General features: G+C 64.4%; 9 protein-coding genes. 1 reads left to right on the plus strand and 8 read right to left on the minus strand.

The window, feature by feature from the left end:
- Positions 1–15: 15 nt before the first annotated feature.
- The 6 genes from JKF87_RS16955 to JKF87_RS16980 form a co-directional block, all read right to left on the minus strand.
- Complete coding sequence (locus JKF87_RS16955; RefSeq protein ID WP_201101061.1) at positions 16–1617, minus strand: carboxylesterase/lipase family protein; 1602 nt, start codon at positions 1615–1617, stop codon at positions 16–18.
- Positions 1618–1619: 2 nt separating this feature from the next.
- Positions 1620–3914, minus strand: coding sequence for a beta-glucosidase (locus JKF87_RS16960; protein ID WP_201101062.1), 2295 nt, complete (start codon positions 3912–3914; stop codon positions 1620–1622).
- Positions 3911–4588 (minus strand): TetR/AcrR family transcriptional regulator, encoded by a 678-nt coding sequence (locus JKF87_RS16965; protein WP_201101063.1) that lies wholly within the window; start codon positions 4586–4588, stop codon positions 3911–3913. Before JKF87_RS16965 ends, JKF87_RS16960 begins: the two co-directional genes overlap by 4 nt.
- A 498-nt stretch (positions 4589–5086) precedes the next feature.
- Positions 5087–7375: a TonB-dependent receptor gene (locus JKF87_RS16970; protein WP_201101064.1), complete on the minus strand. Its 2289-nt coding sequence runs from the start codon at positions 7373–7375 to the stop codon at positions 5087–5089.
- 188 nt (positions 7376–7563) lie between these two features.
- Complete coding sequence (locus JKF87_RS16975) at positions 7564–8265, minus strand: GDSL-type esterase/lipase family protein (protein WP_201101065.1); 702 nt, start codon at positions 8263–8265, stop codon at positions 7564–7566.
- A 155-nt stretch (positions 8266–8420) separates the two neighbouring features.
- Complete coding sequence (locus tag JKF87_RS16980; protein ID WP_201101066.1) at positions 8421–10568, minus strand: beta-N-acetylhexosaminidase; 2148 nt, start codon at positions 10566–10568, stop codon at positions 8421–8423.
- A 145-nt stretch (positions 10569–10713) separates the two neighbouring features.
- Here JKF87_RS16980 and JKF87_RS16985 point away from each other — a divergent pair, with 145 nt between their 5' ends.
- Positions 10714–11463, plus strand: a complete 750-nt coding sequence (locus JKF87_RS16985) for a GntR family transcriptional regulator (RefSeq protein ID WP_201101096.1) — start codon at positions 10714–10716, stop codon at positions 11461–11463.
- A gap of 344 nt (positions 11464–11807) precedes the next feature.
- On the opposite strand, the gene JKF87_RS16990 is transcribed toward JKF87_RS16985, so the two are convergent.
- On the minus strand, positions 11808–13148 hold the full coding sequence (locus JKF87_RS16990; protein ID WP_201101067.1) for an HlyD family type I secretion periplasmic adaptor subunit: 1341 nt from the start codon (positions 13146–13148) through the stop codon (positions 11808–11810).
- Entirely contained in the window at positions 13145–14896 is a 1752-nt protein-coding gene (locus JKF87_RS16995) for a type I secretion system permease/ATPase (RefSeq protein ID WP_201101068.1), read from the minus strand. Before JKF87_RS16995 ends, JKF87_RS16990 begins: the two co-directional genes overlap by 4 nt.
- Positions 14897–14914 lie beyond the last annotated feature (18 nt).

Genomic DNA, 14914 nt, shown 5'->3' on the forward strand with positions numbered 1-14914 from the left:
CCCTCAGCCTAGAAATCAGTGATTGTCCGCGCGGCCCTGCATGAAATCCAGCCGGGCTTTCAGCGGATCGGTCTCGCCGACGAAACCGCCCTGCGGCGTCACCGACAACAGGCGATCCGTCTGTGTCTCAAAGCGCGGCCAGTTCGGCAGACCGTGTCCATTCGGATCGCCGTTGCGGGCGAAGTTGGCCCAATAGTCCGCCAGACGCGTCGCCACCGCCTGATCCTGCTGGGTCGGGTGATCCAGCATGGCGCTCAACCGATCAAAACCATAGGCGACGTCGGAAGCATGACCGGCGCCCCAGACATCGACCTCACGCTTCTCCTCGGCCACATAGCCGAAGCGGTACTGATAGACGGGTGCGCCTTGAGCGGCGAAGGCGCGGGCCACGAAACGCGCAGGCTCGACCATGTTCTTGTCGCTGCCTACCGCCCGGTTGACGCCTTCGACCGGGGTCTGACCATCGGGATCATACAGATGGCGGGCGGCGGCTTCATCGGCGCCGAACTTGGCGAAGGTCGCGTCCTTGTTGTTGGCGAACTCCAGACTGAGATCCGCCGTGGTGGCGCCGATCAGGACCGGAACCGACCGCTGACGCCCCTGACGATATTGGGCCTCCGGCGTCATGGCGACGACGCGGCCATCGACCACCGGCCCGGCATAGAGGGCGCGGGGGCCCGCGACGACCAGGGTCATCATGTTCAGGTCGCCATTGATCCGTTCCGCAGGAAGGTCGCGCAGGGCTGCGACCGCCTCGGCGCCCGTGGACGTGACGCCGAGCCGCTCTGCAAAGGCTGCGCCCAGGCTGTCAGCGGAAGGCGCGCCCTCCAGGTCTTCGGACAGGCGGCGTTCGCGCCCCAGGAAATCACGCCCGGCGCCGGACTGGATGATGGCGCGGTCGAACAGCCCCTCCCCCATTGGCGAGCCGAGCAGCAGATTGATGGAAATGCCGCCCGCAGATTCGCCCATCACCGTGACATTGGCGGGATCACCGCCGAAGGCTGAGATATTGGCCCGGACCCAGCGCAGGGCCGCCATCTGATCCATCAGGCCGTAATCGCCCTTGGGCTCGTCAGGATGTTCCGCCGTCAGGCCAGGGTGGCCGAAGAAGCCCAGCCGCCCCAGCCGGTAGTTGAAGGTGACGACCACCAGGCCGCGTTTGGCCAGCTGATCGCCATAGGTTTCCGGTGAAGACGACCCGCCGTTCACGAACCCGCCGCCGTGGATCCAGACCAGAACCGGCAGCTTCTGGCGCGCCGATACCCGTTCAGGCCGCCAGACATTCAGATACAGGCAGTCCTCAGACAGAGGCGCGGGCGGCGTGACCTTCACCCCTGGCAGGTTCGGCATCCGCCCCTGCATACAGTCCGGGCTAAGCGCACCCGCGTCGCGCACCCCCGCCCAGGCCGCGACGGGCTGGGGCGGGCGCCAACGCAGATCACCGACGGGCGCCGCCGCATAGGGCACGCCGCGCCAGGCGGCGACACCGTCCTGAACCACGCCGCGCACGGCGCCGCTCTGGACCTGGGCGACCGGCTGCGACTGACCGGCATGGGCCAGCGCAGGAAGACCGGCGCCCAGAACGCCGACAAGGGCCAGAACGAGCGCCGGTTTCATTCTTACTGGTCTCCGGCGACAGTGCGGGCGATCTGGCTCGCTGCGTTCAGACGGACGTTCGCCCGGCCTTCCGGCGCATCGGCGGCGCGGCCGATATAGACCTGATACTCACCGCCTGCGCGGCGCCAGCCGCTGGCCGCCGTGTCCCACGAGGCCAGCAGACGGGGGTCTGCGGACACTGTGACCGTGCGGCTTTCGCCGGGCTGAAGCTCGACCCGCGCCCAGCCGACCAGACGATGCGTGCGTCCCGGAGGCGCCGCATAAAGCTGGGCCACTTCGGTTCCCGCACGGGCGCCTGTGTTGGTCAGGGTGACGGTGGCGCTGAGGTCTGCGCCGCCGTTGAACCGTGCATTGGCGTAACGGAAGCTGGTGTAGGTCAGACCGTGGCCAAAGGCGAACAGCGGCTTGGCGCCCGTCCGTTCGAACCAGCGATAACCGACGTCCGAACCTTCCTGCATGTCGAAACCGAACGGCGCGACCGGCTTGCCCAGACCAAAGGGCGTGCGCTGGGTCGGATCAAAGCCGGGGATTTCGGGGCGCGGCAGTTGTTCGACCGAAGCGGGGAAGGTCATCGGCAGACGGCCCGAGGGCGACACCTCGCCGGTCAGCAGCTTGGCGATGGCCTCGCCTCCGCGCTGGCCGGGATACCAGGCCTGAAGCACTGCCCCGACCTTGGACAGCCACGGCATGGCGGTCGGGTTTCCGCTTTCCAGAACAGCGACGGTGCGCGGGTTGGCCCCGGCGACGGCCGCGATCAGATCATCCTGACCGAACGGGAACAGCAGGTTCTCGGCGTCCATCCCTTCTTCTTCGGGACGGGTGGCGAAGACGATGGCGACATCGGCGGCGCGGGCGAGCGCCGCCGCGCGGGTCGGGTCGGAACCGTCGTCGAACTGAATGTCGGCGTCGGGGCGCAGAGCCTGCAACGCCTTCAGCGGCGACGACAGGCCATAGACCGGCGCCAGCAGGGCCGAGATGCCTTCACGCCCGCGTCCGTCGCGGAAGCTGCCGCCATAGGGCATGACCTGGGACGAACCACCGCCGCCCGCCAGAACGCCGCGATCCGCGAAGCCGCCGATCACCACGATTTTCTTGGCCGTCGCCGCCAGAGGCAGCAGGCCGCCCTCGTTCTTCAGCAGAACAATGCCCTGCAGGGCCACCTGCTCGGCGACAGCCGCATTGGCGGCCTGGTCAATGGCGCCGCCCTTTACCGCGACATTGTCGATGGCGCCGACGGCGAACAGGCTGCGCAGGATGCGATGCGCCGACAGGGCCACGCGATCCGCCGAAATCTCACCGGACTCGACGGCGGCCTTCAGCCCCGCGAAATAGTTTTCGTCCTGCGGGGACTCCTGATCCAGACCGGCCTCAAGCGCCGTCTTCATGCTGTGGACCGCCCCCCAGTCGGACATGACCCAACCGGCATAGCTCCACTCGTTGCGCAGGACATCGTTCAGCAGGAACGGGTGTTCGCAGGCATAGACGCCGTTGATCTTGTTATAGGCGCACATGACCGATCCGGGCCGACCGCGCGCATTGGCGATCTCGAAGGCCAAAAGGTCGGATTCGCGCAGCGCCCCCTCTTCGATGCGGGCGTCGTGGACGAAACGGCCCGTCTCCTGATTGTTCAGGGCGTAATGTTTGATGGTCGAGACGACGTGCTTGTCCTGGATCCCGGCGATGGTCTCGCCAATGATCAGGCCGCTCAGCAGCGGGTCTTCGCCGGCATATTCGAAGTTGCGGCCGTTGCGGGGTTCGCGCGCCAGGTTGACGCCCCCCGCCAGCTGGATGTTGAAGCCCTTGGCGAAGGCCTCGGCGCCGACGACGCGGCCCGCCTCACGCGCCAGTTCGGTGTTGAAGGTCGAGGCCAGGGCCAGGCTGGCGGGCAGCGCCGTCGCCTCGTCGCCGCGACGCAGGATGCCGCCCAGATTGGCGACGCCCAGGCTGGCGTCCGACATCTGTTGCGCGGGAATGCCCAGGCGATCGACACCGGCCACATAACCTGCAGAACCCAGGGCGCCGGGCGGGGTTTCCTTACGCATGTTTTCGGGAATCGAAGCCGGCAGAGGCACGCCCAGCGACAACAGGCCGAAGCCCGACTGTGTCCGCAGCAGTTGAATCTGCTCATCCAGCGTCATGGCGGCGACCGCCAGTCGCGCCCGCTCATCAGGCGACAGGGCGGTGTTGGCCCACGGGCGCGCAGCGGCGGCCTGCGTCGGCTGGGCGACCGTTTCGGCCAGTACGGGCGTGGCCGACACAAGGATCGTCGAGGCCAGCAGAATTCCCGTCAACTTCATGGATTCGTTTCCTTTGGTTTTATTCGCCCGCGCACGCGGAATCCGCCTGCAGCAGGTTCAGGTTCGATGGTTTCGTTGATGCCGTAGGACAGCAGCCGACGAAGAAGCCGCACCGACTTGACCATTTCGCCGGGTTCTTCCGCCGTCAGTTCGGCGACCGACAGGCCGCGAATGGACCAGACGATCAGCCGCTTCATCACAGGCGGCACCGGAATGCCGGCGGCCTCCGCCACCATGTCCACGGCGATGAAGGAGTCCTTTTCGATGGCGATCTGCAGCGGCTTCAGGCGGCGGTTCAGTTCTTCATCGCTGCGTGCGCCCTGCAGCACTTCCAGCACAGCCACGCCTTCGGGCCGCGACAGCACCTTCCACATGACTTCGGGCAGAGACAGCAACCGTTCCTTGGGGTCGTCGAACGCCGCCAGCATCTCGCGATACAGGACCATTTCCTCGGCGTAGACGCTCTCCACCACGAACAGCATCATATCCACCTTGGTGGGGAACTGATGCAGCATTGCGCCCCGGCTGACCTTGGCGTCCGCAGCCACGGCCATAGTGGTCGTGGCGGAATATCCCCGCGAATACAGGGACTGGATCGCGGCTTCGAGCAGCCGGGCGCGGGTTTCTGCGCTGCGGCTTTCCTGGGTGCGGCGCGGCGGCTTGGTCTGGGTCAAGGTCGAAGATCTCCTGGCAGGCCCGCCCTCGCGAACCACCCGCAGTTATCCGGGAACGACCAGCGGATGTAACCCCGCAAGACCAGGCTGCAGAAAAAAGAGGACAGCACGCCCGGAACTGACCAGCCGGACATCGAACGCCGCGCGCCGAAACCGTCTTCGAAGTGGTCGCCCCGCCTGCTCATCGCCTCACTTCGTCCTGCCGGTTCCACCACCCATATTCCCGACCCTATGGGCCGGATCAAAAACAGTCAATATTGTTTGTAACTTACTTTTTGGCGACGGCGGCGACTGCTGATCGGTCGACGACAGGAAGGATCGGCACGGTCGAAAACTGAAGGCGACACCGATTATCGACATTCAGTCGACAGTCGCGAGTGATGCCGAACAACGCCCCGCCATACTTCAACCGCACACGACGCGACTGACGGCGTTAATATAAAAAAAGACGGGCCGGACGCAGTCCGGCCCGTGCCCAAACCGGGCAGGCTCAGAAGCTTAGAATGCGACGGTCAGGTTCATGCCCACGGTGCGGAAAGCATTCGGGCTGATGACACGCTCATAACCGCCGACATTGGCGATGTAGAGCGACGGCACCGAGCCATAGAACATCTGATCCAGCAGGTTGCGGGCATACAGCCCCAGACGCCACGACCCGTCATCACGACCGAAACCAAGATTCACGTTCAGGATGCCGTGGGCGTCCACAACCGATTCCGGATCCCCCGTCAGGGCATAGGCGTCATCGCGCCACGACCAGTTTGCGCTGGCGTCGATTTGGAGGCCCGGCCCCACCGAACGCTCATAGTTCACGTTCAGATTATAGCTCCACTCCGGAGCATCAGCGAGGCGGTACCCGGCGAAGTTGGCTGCATAGGTGTCAACCGTTCCAGGCACGAGATAGCAGCCTTCCCCGACCGTCGGCGACTTGGGCTGCCCCGTGTAGCAGGCTCCCGTATAATCCTTGTAGGTCGCATCGCTGTAGGCCGCGCTGCCCCCCACCGTAAGGCCCTGCATCAGCCTCAACCTGGTTTCCAGTTCGACGCCGCGCGCCCGCATCAGCCCTGCATTTGTCAGACCCAGACGCGGCGTCGCCGATGTCAGATCCAGAGCTTGCGCCTGGAAGTCCGTGTAGTCAGCGGTGTAGATGGCGCCGTTCAGGATCATGCGATTGTTGAACAGGCTGGACTTGACGCCGATCTCGAAGCTCTCGACCGTTTCGGGCTTCACGCGCTGAACCACGCCGCTGACGGAGTCAATCGCCGGCCCCTTATAGCCCGTCGAATAGGTGCCATAGACCATCAGATTGCGGCTGGGTTCATACTGAAGACCGACACGGCCCGAGACATTGTCCGCAGTGACCTTGCCGTCATAGCCCGCCAATGTGCCGTAGCTGAAATAACCAGGCACAGGATTGACCTTCAACGAACCGGACGTGCTGTCATTCGTGTAGCGCAGACCACCAATCAGCTTGAACGTATCCGTCAGGGCATAGGTCGCCTGACCATAGGCCGCATAGCTTTCTGTCGCCGAATGCTGCAGACGCTCGCCATAGATGACCGCGGGCGGTGAAGACGGATTACCGGTGACGAACTTCAGGAAGTCACCCTTCTGTGTCGTCCAGCCGTTGATGTCCGTCTTGAAGTAAAACAGGCCTGCGACGTACTCCAGACGATGTCCCGAGGGCGAGGCGATCCTGAATTCTTGGGTGAACTGGTTGTTGTCCATCCCGCCATCGCTGTTGTTGAAGATGTTGATCGGCGCGTGATCAATATCCGCCAACTGCGTCAGTTCCGACGTGCGGTAGGCCGTGATGGAGGTCAGCGTATAGTCGCCAAGGCTGTAGTTCGCCTGCAGCGAAACACCCTTCACGGTCGTATTCGACCGCCAGTCGCCATCGTCATAGGCCAGGTAGGTGTTCGGCCCCGGTTTGACCGCATAGCCGTCAAACAGAGCGTTGAAACGCGGGTTTACACCCAGTGTCTTGATGATGGGGGCGTCGCGGGCGAACCCTTCCTGATAATCAGCCGTCAGAACGAACGACAGGTCGTCATTGGGCCGCCACAACAGCTTGCCGCGAACACCCTTGTTTTCCCGATCGCCAATATGGCCGCCGCGGTTCACGTACGGGATGGCGCCGTCCTGAGACGTGTAGAAACCTGAGATGCGCGCAGCCGCAGTAGAGCCCAACGGCACATTGATCACACCGCGCGCCATCTGCTCGTCGCGTTCGCCGTAAGACAGGCTGAGGTTGCCGGATGTCTCATCAAGGCGCGGATCGCGGCTGATGATCTGAATCACGCCCGCCGATGCGTTCTTGCCGAACAGGGTGCCCTGGGGCCCGCGCAGAACTTCAACCCGCTCAACATCGGCGAAACCGGTCGCGCCCGGGTCGCGCGGCAGGCCGATCACCACGCCATCGACCACCAGGCCAACCGTCTGCTCCACGCCGCCGTCAAAGGTCTGGGTGCCGACACCGCGCACCTGATAGCCGCCGCCGCTGGAGACGGCGTTGGTTGAGGAGAAGGTGACGTTCGGGGCCAGGTACTGAAGATCGGACACTTCCCGGAAGTTGGATTTTTCGAGCGTCTCGCCCGACACTGCCGTGACCGACACCGGCACGTCCTGCAGTCGTTGTTCACGGCGCGTCGCCGTCACCACGATCTCGCCCAATTGAGTGGCGTTTGCGCCCGCTGCATCCTGGGCGCTGGCTGGCAGAGCCATGGCCAGAACCGTCGCCACGCCTGACGCCGCCATCCAGGCCGCACGTCCGTATGATTTACGCATTTGTCCGTTCCCCTCGCATTATATTGCTTTTGTCGGTCGAGGCTCACGGCCCCGCCATGCCGGTTATAGTCAGCACTGCTTGGAAGTTATCGCAAGCACGATTTCGCGCCTGATCGACCTGATGACGGATGCGTGACTGCGAGAACACCAAAGCGGTATGGAAAAGGCCGATTACGGGCCAATTGGTATTAGTTCACCGCTGCGAGAAGCAGACGATCCATAATCGCGTAGGCGTCGCGATTCGGATGGGTTCCGTCGACGCTGAGGGCGCCAGGAAGTCCGCCCCGCTCATTGGTCAGGGCGGCATGATAATCGACAAAGGCGACGCCCTGCTCGGCGGCGTAGGTCCGCAGCCAATCATTCAGGGCGACGATCTGATCCGCAGGCTTCAGACCAGGCCGCCAGAAGAACCGCTCAGCTGGAGGCAGCGCCCCCAGGACGACCTGGATTCCATTGGCCCGGGCCAGATCCACCATGCTCATAATGGTGTTCCTGTAGGCGTCAGGACTGGTCAACCCGCCATTGCCCGCGACATCATTGGTGCCAGCCAGAATATGAACCACGCGCGGCCGCAGGGCGATGACATCGGCGCGGAACCGCACCAGCATCTGCGCGCTGGCCTGACCGCCGATGCCGCGCCCTACGATGCGTTTCTCTGCGAACAGGGCTTCATCCGCACGCGCCCAGTTCTCAGTGATGGAATCCCCCATCATGACGACATCGGGCCGAACACCCCCCGCCGCCAAGGCTGCATTGTCTTCGCGATAAACACACAGCCCAGCCCAGTCCGCCGCTTCCCGCGCCGTCTTGGCGGCGGCATAGGCTTGGTAATCCGGCTTCTGGGTCAGAGCCATGATTGCCGGCAGATTGACCGGGCCAGGTCGGATCATGGCCTCCTCCAAGTCGATGACCGGTTGAGGCTTTGGCGGCATGACGGGACAAGGATTGTCTATCATGCCGACAGCAGGCGCAGATGAAACCTCCTGCGCCTGAACACCGCCGCTGACCATCGCCATCATCAAAGCGACACCGGCGATCACCGACCTCATGGACGCGGGCTCACACTCGACACCAGCCGGTCGATAACCGGCGTCAGACCCACCAGCAGCAAGGCGGGGGGTTGCGGCACGCCCATCAGGATCTTGGCGGAAGACGACGAGGCCTCAGCCGCCTGGGCCTGTTTGGCCAGCAGGGCCCGAGCATTCTCGGTCCATGCCGCCGTTGGCCGCGCGCCACGCGTCTTCAGATCAATCGCCTCCAGCCCCACGACAGCCAGACGCGCAACCTCTTCGGAAATCGGCACCGCCTGCTCCAGGCTGTCCACCCCCTGCGCCGCCGCAACGAAACGCGGGTGGTTGTCGCGATATTTCTGCAGCGCGGTCCGCAACGGCCCCGCGGCGGCGGCATCACCCTTCGCCACAGCATCCGCCCAGACGGACAGGCGATAGATTTCCAGGCTGTCGGTACCGGCAATATCCACCGGGGCCGTAAAGCTGGGCAGGCGGATCGGTCGCCCGGTACGTACTGCCGCAAAGACCTCGGCCAGTCGCCCCATGTTGCGGACCGGAACGGTCACTTCGGAGAGGATTTCCACCGCCTCGGCGTCATGAGGCGCCAGACGAGCCGCCATTCGCTGACGACGTGTCAGGTCTTCCAGCCCCTGAATTCTGAGGGCTTCCTGAACCGGCACGGCGCGCCGCATGGCGTCCACGGGATCGCGCACGCTCTCCGGCGACCAGAAGCGTTCGGCCAGTAATGCAGCACGCGGCCAGAAGCGATGGTCCACCATTTCATCGGTCACAGCCTCGCTCCACAGCGGCGCCTCCGCCCCAAGGACGAGCGCCTTCTGATGATCGTTCAGCGGCACTTCAGGACCCGGCCCGACCTGTTCTTCCGGCTTGTCCAGCAGGGTCGCCGCCGTATCGAGCGGATCGCGCGAATAGTGGTCCAGCCCATCCCAGAGCAGATCCAGATAATAGCCAGCCGACACCACGGCGCGATTATTCTGGCCCGTGATGTGGCCCACGATGTGAGAGCTTCTCCAGGCCTGGACGACCACATCATCATCAATGGGCAGGTGCGCGACCTCTTCCCAGCCCATGGTCGTCTTACCAAGGCTGCGCACAATCTCGTTCACCTGGCGGAAGAAATGATCCTGCAGCGCCGCCGTATCCTCGTAACCATTGGCGGCCATATAGGCGACGATGTCAGGGTTAGCCGTCCAGGCCGTCGGCGCCACCTCATCTCCGCCCACATGGAAATAGGCGTCCGGGAAGAGCGGGATCATCTCCTCCAACAGTCCTTTGATGAAGGCGAAGGTTTCCGGCTTGGTCGGATCGACCGCCGCACGGAACATGGCCAGACGGCTGGTTTCATCAAACGGCGCCGCCTTCAGCTCCGGATAGGCGATCATGATGGCGCCCGTATGGGCCGGCACATCCAACTCAGGCACCACCCGGATGCCCCGGTCCGCGGCATAGGCCACCAGTTCACGCACCTGCGCCTGGGTGTAATACTGACCATGCGACGAAATTTCGGTCAGACGCGGATAGCGCAGGCTTTCGATGCGAAAGCCTTCGTTGTCGCTGAAGTGGAAGTGAAGCACGTTCAGCTTCACGCGCTCCATGGCGTCGATCTGGCGCTTCAAGGTGTCCAGTTCGACAAAGTGACGGGCCGTGTCGACCATCAGGCCGCGCCAGGGGAAACGGGGCGAATCCTCGATCTGCGCGTAAGGCAGGACAAAACCTGCACCTTGCGGCTGAACCAGTTGGCGCAGCGTCGCCAGGCCACGCAGAACCCCGTCCTGCCCGGCAGCCGTCAAATGCACGCCGCCTTCCGTGACCTTCAGCGAATAGGCTTCCTTGGCCTCAAGCGTGCCTGCGGCCGGATCCGCCGACACCGCAATCACCAGGGCCGGTCCGTCGCTTGTCGGAGCGGCGCCCGTCAGCGCATTGATGTCAGCCTGGAAACGCGAAACGGCGCGCTGCAGCCGCGCATCCGAAAAGCCTTCGAAACGAACCACGAACCGCCCTGTAATCGCCAGCGTCTGACCCTCAGCCGCATTCACCGTCGCTGACACCGGCAAGGGCATAAGCGCCGCCTCGCTCGCGTGCGCCGAAGCGCTCCCCAAGGACAGAACCGCCAGAATAGCCGCGCCGCTCGCACGCGTCGCCAAGCCTGCCAGTCTATTCATATGCCGCATCATCGCTCTCCCCTTGGACAATACCAATCCATCCATCAGCGGTATTGACACCAACACCAAGTGGACCACACAAGGATTTCTACATTTCCAGTCAGGATTGTCTAGATCATTGACATCAGCAGCCCAGAGACCCGTCATCTACCGATCCTCGACCGACCTTGGGCAACTGGGCGAAGGCGGGCCCCTATACGTCCGACTGCAACGGCTCATACGCGCCGCCGTCAACGACAACCGGCTGGTCATCGGCGCCGCCCTGCCCAGCGAACGCGACCTGAGCGAGGCCTACAACCTGTCACGCGTGACCGTGCGCCGCGCCATCGACGAACTGGTGGATGACGGCTTCCTCAGTCGTCGGCGGGGTTCCGGCACCTTCGTCTCCGACACGGCGCCCCGCACCGAAAGGGTGGAGAAGAGTTTTTCGACCCTGTCTTCATTCTCGGAAGACATGCAGGCGCGTGACCGCCTGCCTGGCAGCCGATGGCTGGCGCGCGGATCAGGGTTTGTCACGCCTGAAGAGGCCTTGTCGTTCGGCTTGTCGCCCGGTTCGCCAGTGCACCGCTTCCGCCGTCTCAGGCTGGCGGACGGGGCGCCGATGGCCATTGAGGCGTCAACGATCACCGGCTTCGCCCTGCCCGGCGTCGAGGCGGTCGGCGCCTCGCTCTACGACGCCCTCAGCGCCACAGGCTGCCGCCCCGTGCGCGCCCTGCAGCGCCTGCGCGCCGAGACGGCCGGCGACGAACGCGCCAAGCTGCTGGAGGTCGATGCAGGCCATGCAGGCCTGCTGATCGAACGCCGCGCCTTCCTCGCCGATGGACGACCCGTGGAGTTGACGCGCTCGTTCTACCGCGGCGACGCCTACGACATGGTCGCTGAGTTGGGCTTATAGGGGCGAAGATTGCGACACGATCGTTCGCAGCTGGCAAAATCAGCGACGTGAACACTTGCCAACCGCGGCCCGGTCGACAGATCCCGCTGGCCGTTCGACGCCAAAGCTCCGTGGGCCGTTGCGTCATGTGGTGATGGCGCGCGGCGTGGTGTGAGGGGCGCGTAGGGCACACAGCAAAACGCCCTCGCGTTTTGAGCGAGGGCGTTTTGGTTGTTTGGGTGCGGGAGGGCGATCCGTCCGAGGAAGACATATCCTGACAGCTCTCGTCTAAACTCCGCATCGAAGGTCGTGTTGAACCAGTGCCACCGCTACGGCCAAAAGCTGGTTTTTGATGGCTAAGTCCGTTACTGCTCGTTACCTGAACGCCAAAGACTCTTGATCAAGGGCTCGGTCAGATAGGCTAACGCTGTCCGTTTGCGGGTTAGGATGACGACCTCGACCGGCATGCCTGCACGGATTGTTTTGGCCGCCCGGCCGAGTTTAGCGAGCTCTTGCGCAGGGATGACGATTTCCACCCGGTAATAGCTAGCTCCTGTCCCCTCGTCAGTGAAGCTGTCAGCGGAAAGTTGGCGCACGCGCCCACGGAGGGTCTCCAGATTCCGCTCGCGCAATCCGGAGAACTGCACCTCTGTCGGCTGGCCGATCGATAGATTGTCGATGTCCGAAGGAGCGACCCGAGCGACGAGCACCTGTTCGGCCTCTTCCGGGACGATGTCCATCAGCAGCTGCCCGGCCTGGATGACGCCGCCTTGAGTGAAGACCGTGAGGCCCACGACCTGACCGGTAACGGGGCTGCGGATTTCCGTGCGGGCGATCTGCGCCTGTAGCTCGGCCAGCCGCGGCTGTAGTTCGTTCAGTTGAACCTCGACCTGCCGCAACTGCTCGGCGACGTCCTCGTCAAGCTCCGTCGAGACCCCGAGCGTCTGTAACCGCGCTTCACCGATCTGTTCCTGGGTACGGGCAACTTCGGCTCGCAGCGAGCCCTGCTCGCCCTCAAGCGCCGCCGCAGTCCGCTCCAGCGCACGGACCTGCGTTTGCGGCGCATAGCCCCGCGCCGCAAGAGAGCGAATCCCGGTCAGCTCCTCCTCGATCAGCCGCTGCTGCTTGGCGTTAGCGTCGATCTGGCGCTCATATCCCTCCATCTGGTCCTGCAACTGACTGACCCTCTGGCTCAAGACGCCGGTTTCCGTCGAACGACCCGCTCCGCGTGCCGCGAACTGACGTTGCTGAAGGAGCAACGCCTCGTTCGCCAGCTGGCGATCTTCCGGGTGCAACTCCGCGAACTCAGGCGGCGCTTGAACACGCGCCGTCCTATCGCGTTCGGCGACCAGACGCGCTCGCTGGGCAAGAAGCGCTAGCACCTGGCCGGCGACACCACGCTCCGAGGCTCTCAACTCGCCGGCGTTGAGACGCATCAGGACCTGCCCCTGCCGGACCCGGTCGCCCTCCCTTACGGACAACGACCGGACCACGCCTCCGTCACGATGCTGAACAGCCTGACGATTGCCGGTAACCGCAACCTGACCGCTGGCGTAGGCTCCGGCGTCCAGCGGCGCCAGCGCCGCCCATCCGAGGAAGAGACCGAAGAACAGCAGGATGACTGTACCGCCGACCTTGAGCTCCCATCCTACGCCATCTTTCAGAGCGCCAACGGACGGGGTCGAGTGTGCCGATGGACCGCTCATCCGAAATCCGCTCCCGTCTCAGGTTTGCCGGCAGGAGCCTTGGCGCTCCGCAGTTTCGCCAAGACTTCTTCACGGGCGCCTTCCACCTGGACTGCGCCATCGCGCATCACCATCAGCCGGTCAACTCGGGCAAGGACGCCGGCCCGATGGGCGACGATCACGACTGCGGCGCCCCGGTGAGCGGCGGCGAGGATCGCGGCCATGAGCGCGGTTTCACCCTCTTGGTCGAGGTTGGAGTTGGGCTCGTCGAGCACAAGCAGGACCGGGTCGCGATAGAGGGCTCGCGCGAGGGCAATCCTCTGGGCCTGGCCGGCGGAAACGCCTGCACCATAGGGTCCGAGCACCATGTCATAGCCTTGAGGCAGACGCTGGATGAGCTCATGGACGCCGGCCGCGACGGCCGCCCGGACGACCGCCTGATCGACAGCCTCCGCATCTTCTCCACTGGCGGCGGCGAACCGGGAGATATTGTCGCGGATCGATCCGGCGAACAGACTTGGCGTCTGCGGCAGATAGCCGATGTATCGGGCCAGGACATCGCCGTCCCGAGCATCATAGTCCGCACCATCCAGACGGACGGATCCTTGATCGGGCTTAAGTCCGCCGGCGATGACCCGCGCCAGGGTCGTCTTGCCCGAGCCGCTGGCTCCGATCACGCCGAGTGTCTGCCCGGGCTCTAGCCGTAGCCCGATGTTGTTGAGCTGCGGTCGCTCTGTTTCCGGAAGACGCACCCCGATCCCCTCGAGTGCGAGCTTGCCGACGGGCGTCGGCAAGCTGGTACGATCTCGCGTCTGTGCGGCTGTGCCGACGAAGAGGTCCACCAAGACCTTCCAGCTCGTTCTCGCCTGGATCAGTGCCGGCCAGGCGCCGACCAGCAGCTCCACCGGCGCGACCGCGCGGCTCAGCAGAACCGAGGAGGCGATGATCGAGCCGGCCGACATCTGCCCTTGAACGACAAGCCAGGCTGAAAGGCCTAGAGCTGTCGACTGCAGGGCGAGACGGACGAATTTGATCGCGCCAGAGTATTTTCCACCGGTCAGCTGGGCGTCGGCCTGTTGGCCCACGGCGAGCCTGCGTTGATCAACCTGCCGGGCGACGCTAGATCCGCGCATGCCCAAGGCGCGCACGACCTCGGCTTGGGCGGCGACGGCTTCCTGCGAAACGTAGGCGGCTGCGCTCGACTGCATCGACCGCGCCAAACGCGCGCGGGACTCGCGCTCGTTCAGCCAGGCCAGGACAAACAGACAGATCCCCCCCACCAGCGTCAGCACGCCGATTGCAGGGTGAAGGAGGAAGCAACAGGCCAGATAGAGCGGCGTCCATGGTGCATCGAGGAGCGCGAGCGCCCCCTGCCCCGACAATGCCGAGCGCACATTGTCGAACTCCCGCAACGCCTGGCTCCTAGCCAGCTGGGACGGGGCATCCACCACACGGGTCAGGATCACAGGCGCCAGCAGACGATCAAGCCGCAGGGCGGCGCGCAGAAGCACCCGGCCGCGCAGCCAGTCTAGCGCGGCAAGGCTCAGCAGGGCGAACAAGGCCGCCGTGCTGACCAGAAGCAGGGTGGTGACGCCCCCCGTCGGCACGACACGGTCGTAGACCTGCATCATGTAGAGGGTCGGCGTCAGATAGAGGATGTTGACTAGGGCGCTGAATAGGGCGGCCGTGAGGAGATGTCGGCGGCAGGCCTGCAGCGCCTCGGAGAGGGGCTCAGCGCCGGCGCGGGTCGGAAAGAAGAGTTTCAGCACGACCTACACCGGTCTTCC

The sequence above is a fragment of the Brevundimonas nasdae genome (assembly GCF_016654005.1).
GTDB lineage: Bacteria > Pseudomonadota > Alphaproteobacteria > Caulobacterales > Caulobacteraceae > Brevundimonas > Brevundimonas nasdae.

What these genes read in the sequence shown, in the direction of transcription:
- JKF87_RS16955 (WP_201101061.1), bottom strand. Translation starts at nt 1,617, where the DNA reads ATGAAACCGGCGCTCGTTCTGGCCCTTGTCGGCGTTCTGGGCGCCGGT.
- JKF87_RS16960 (WP_201101062.1), bottom strand. Translation starts at nt 3,914, where the DNA reads ATGAAGTTGACGGGAATTCTGCTGGCCTCGACGATCCTTGTGTCGGCC.
- JKF87_RS16970 (WP_201101064.1), bottom strand. Translation starts at nt 7,375, where the DNA reads ATGCGTAAATCATACGGACGTGCGGCCTGGATGGCGGCGTCAGGCGTG.
- JKF87_RS16975 (WP_201101065.1), bottom strand. Translation starts at nt 8,265, where the DNA reads ATGATCCGACCTGGCCCGGTCAATCTGCCGGCAATCATGGCTCTGACC.
- JKF87_RS16980 (WP_201101066.1), bottom strand. Translation starts at nt 10,568, where the DNA reads ATGAATAGACTGGCAGGCTTGGCGACGCGTGCGAGCGGCGCGGCTATT.
- JKF87_RS16990 (WP_201101067.1), bottom strand. Translation starts at nt 13,148, where the DNA reads ATGAGCGGTCCATCGGCACACTCGACCCCGTCCGTTGGCGCTCTGAAA.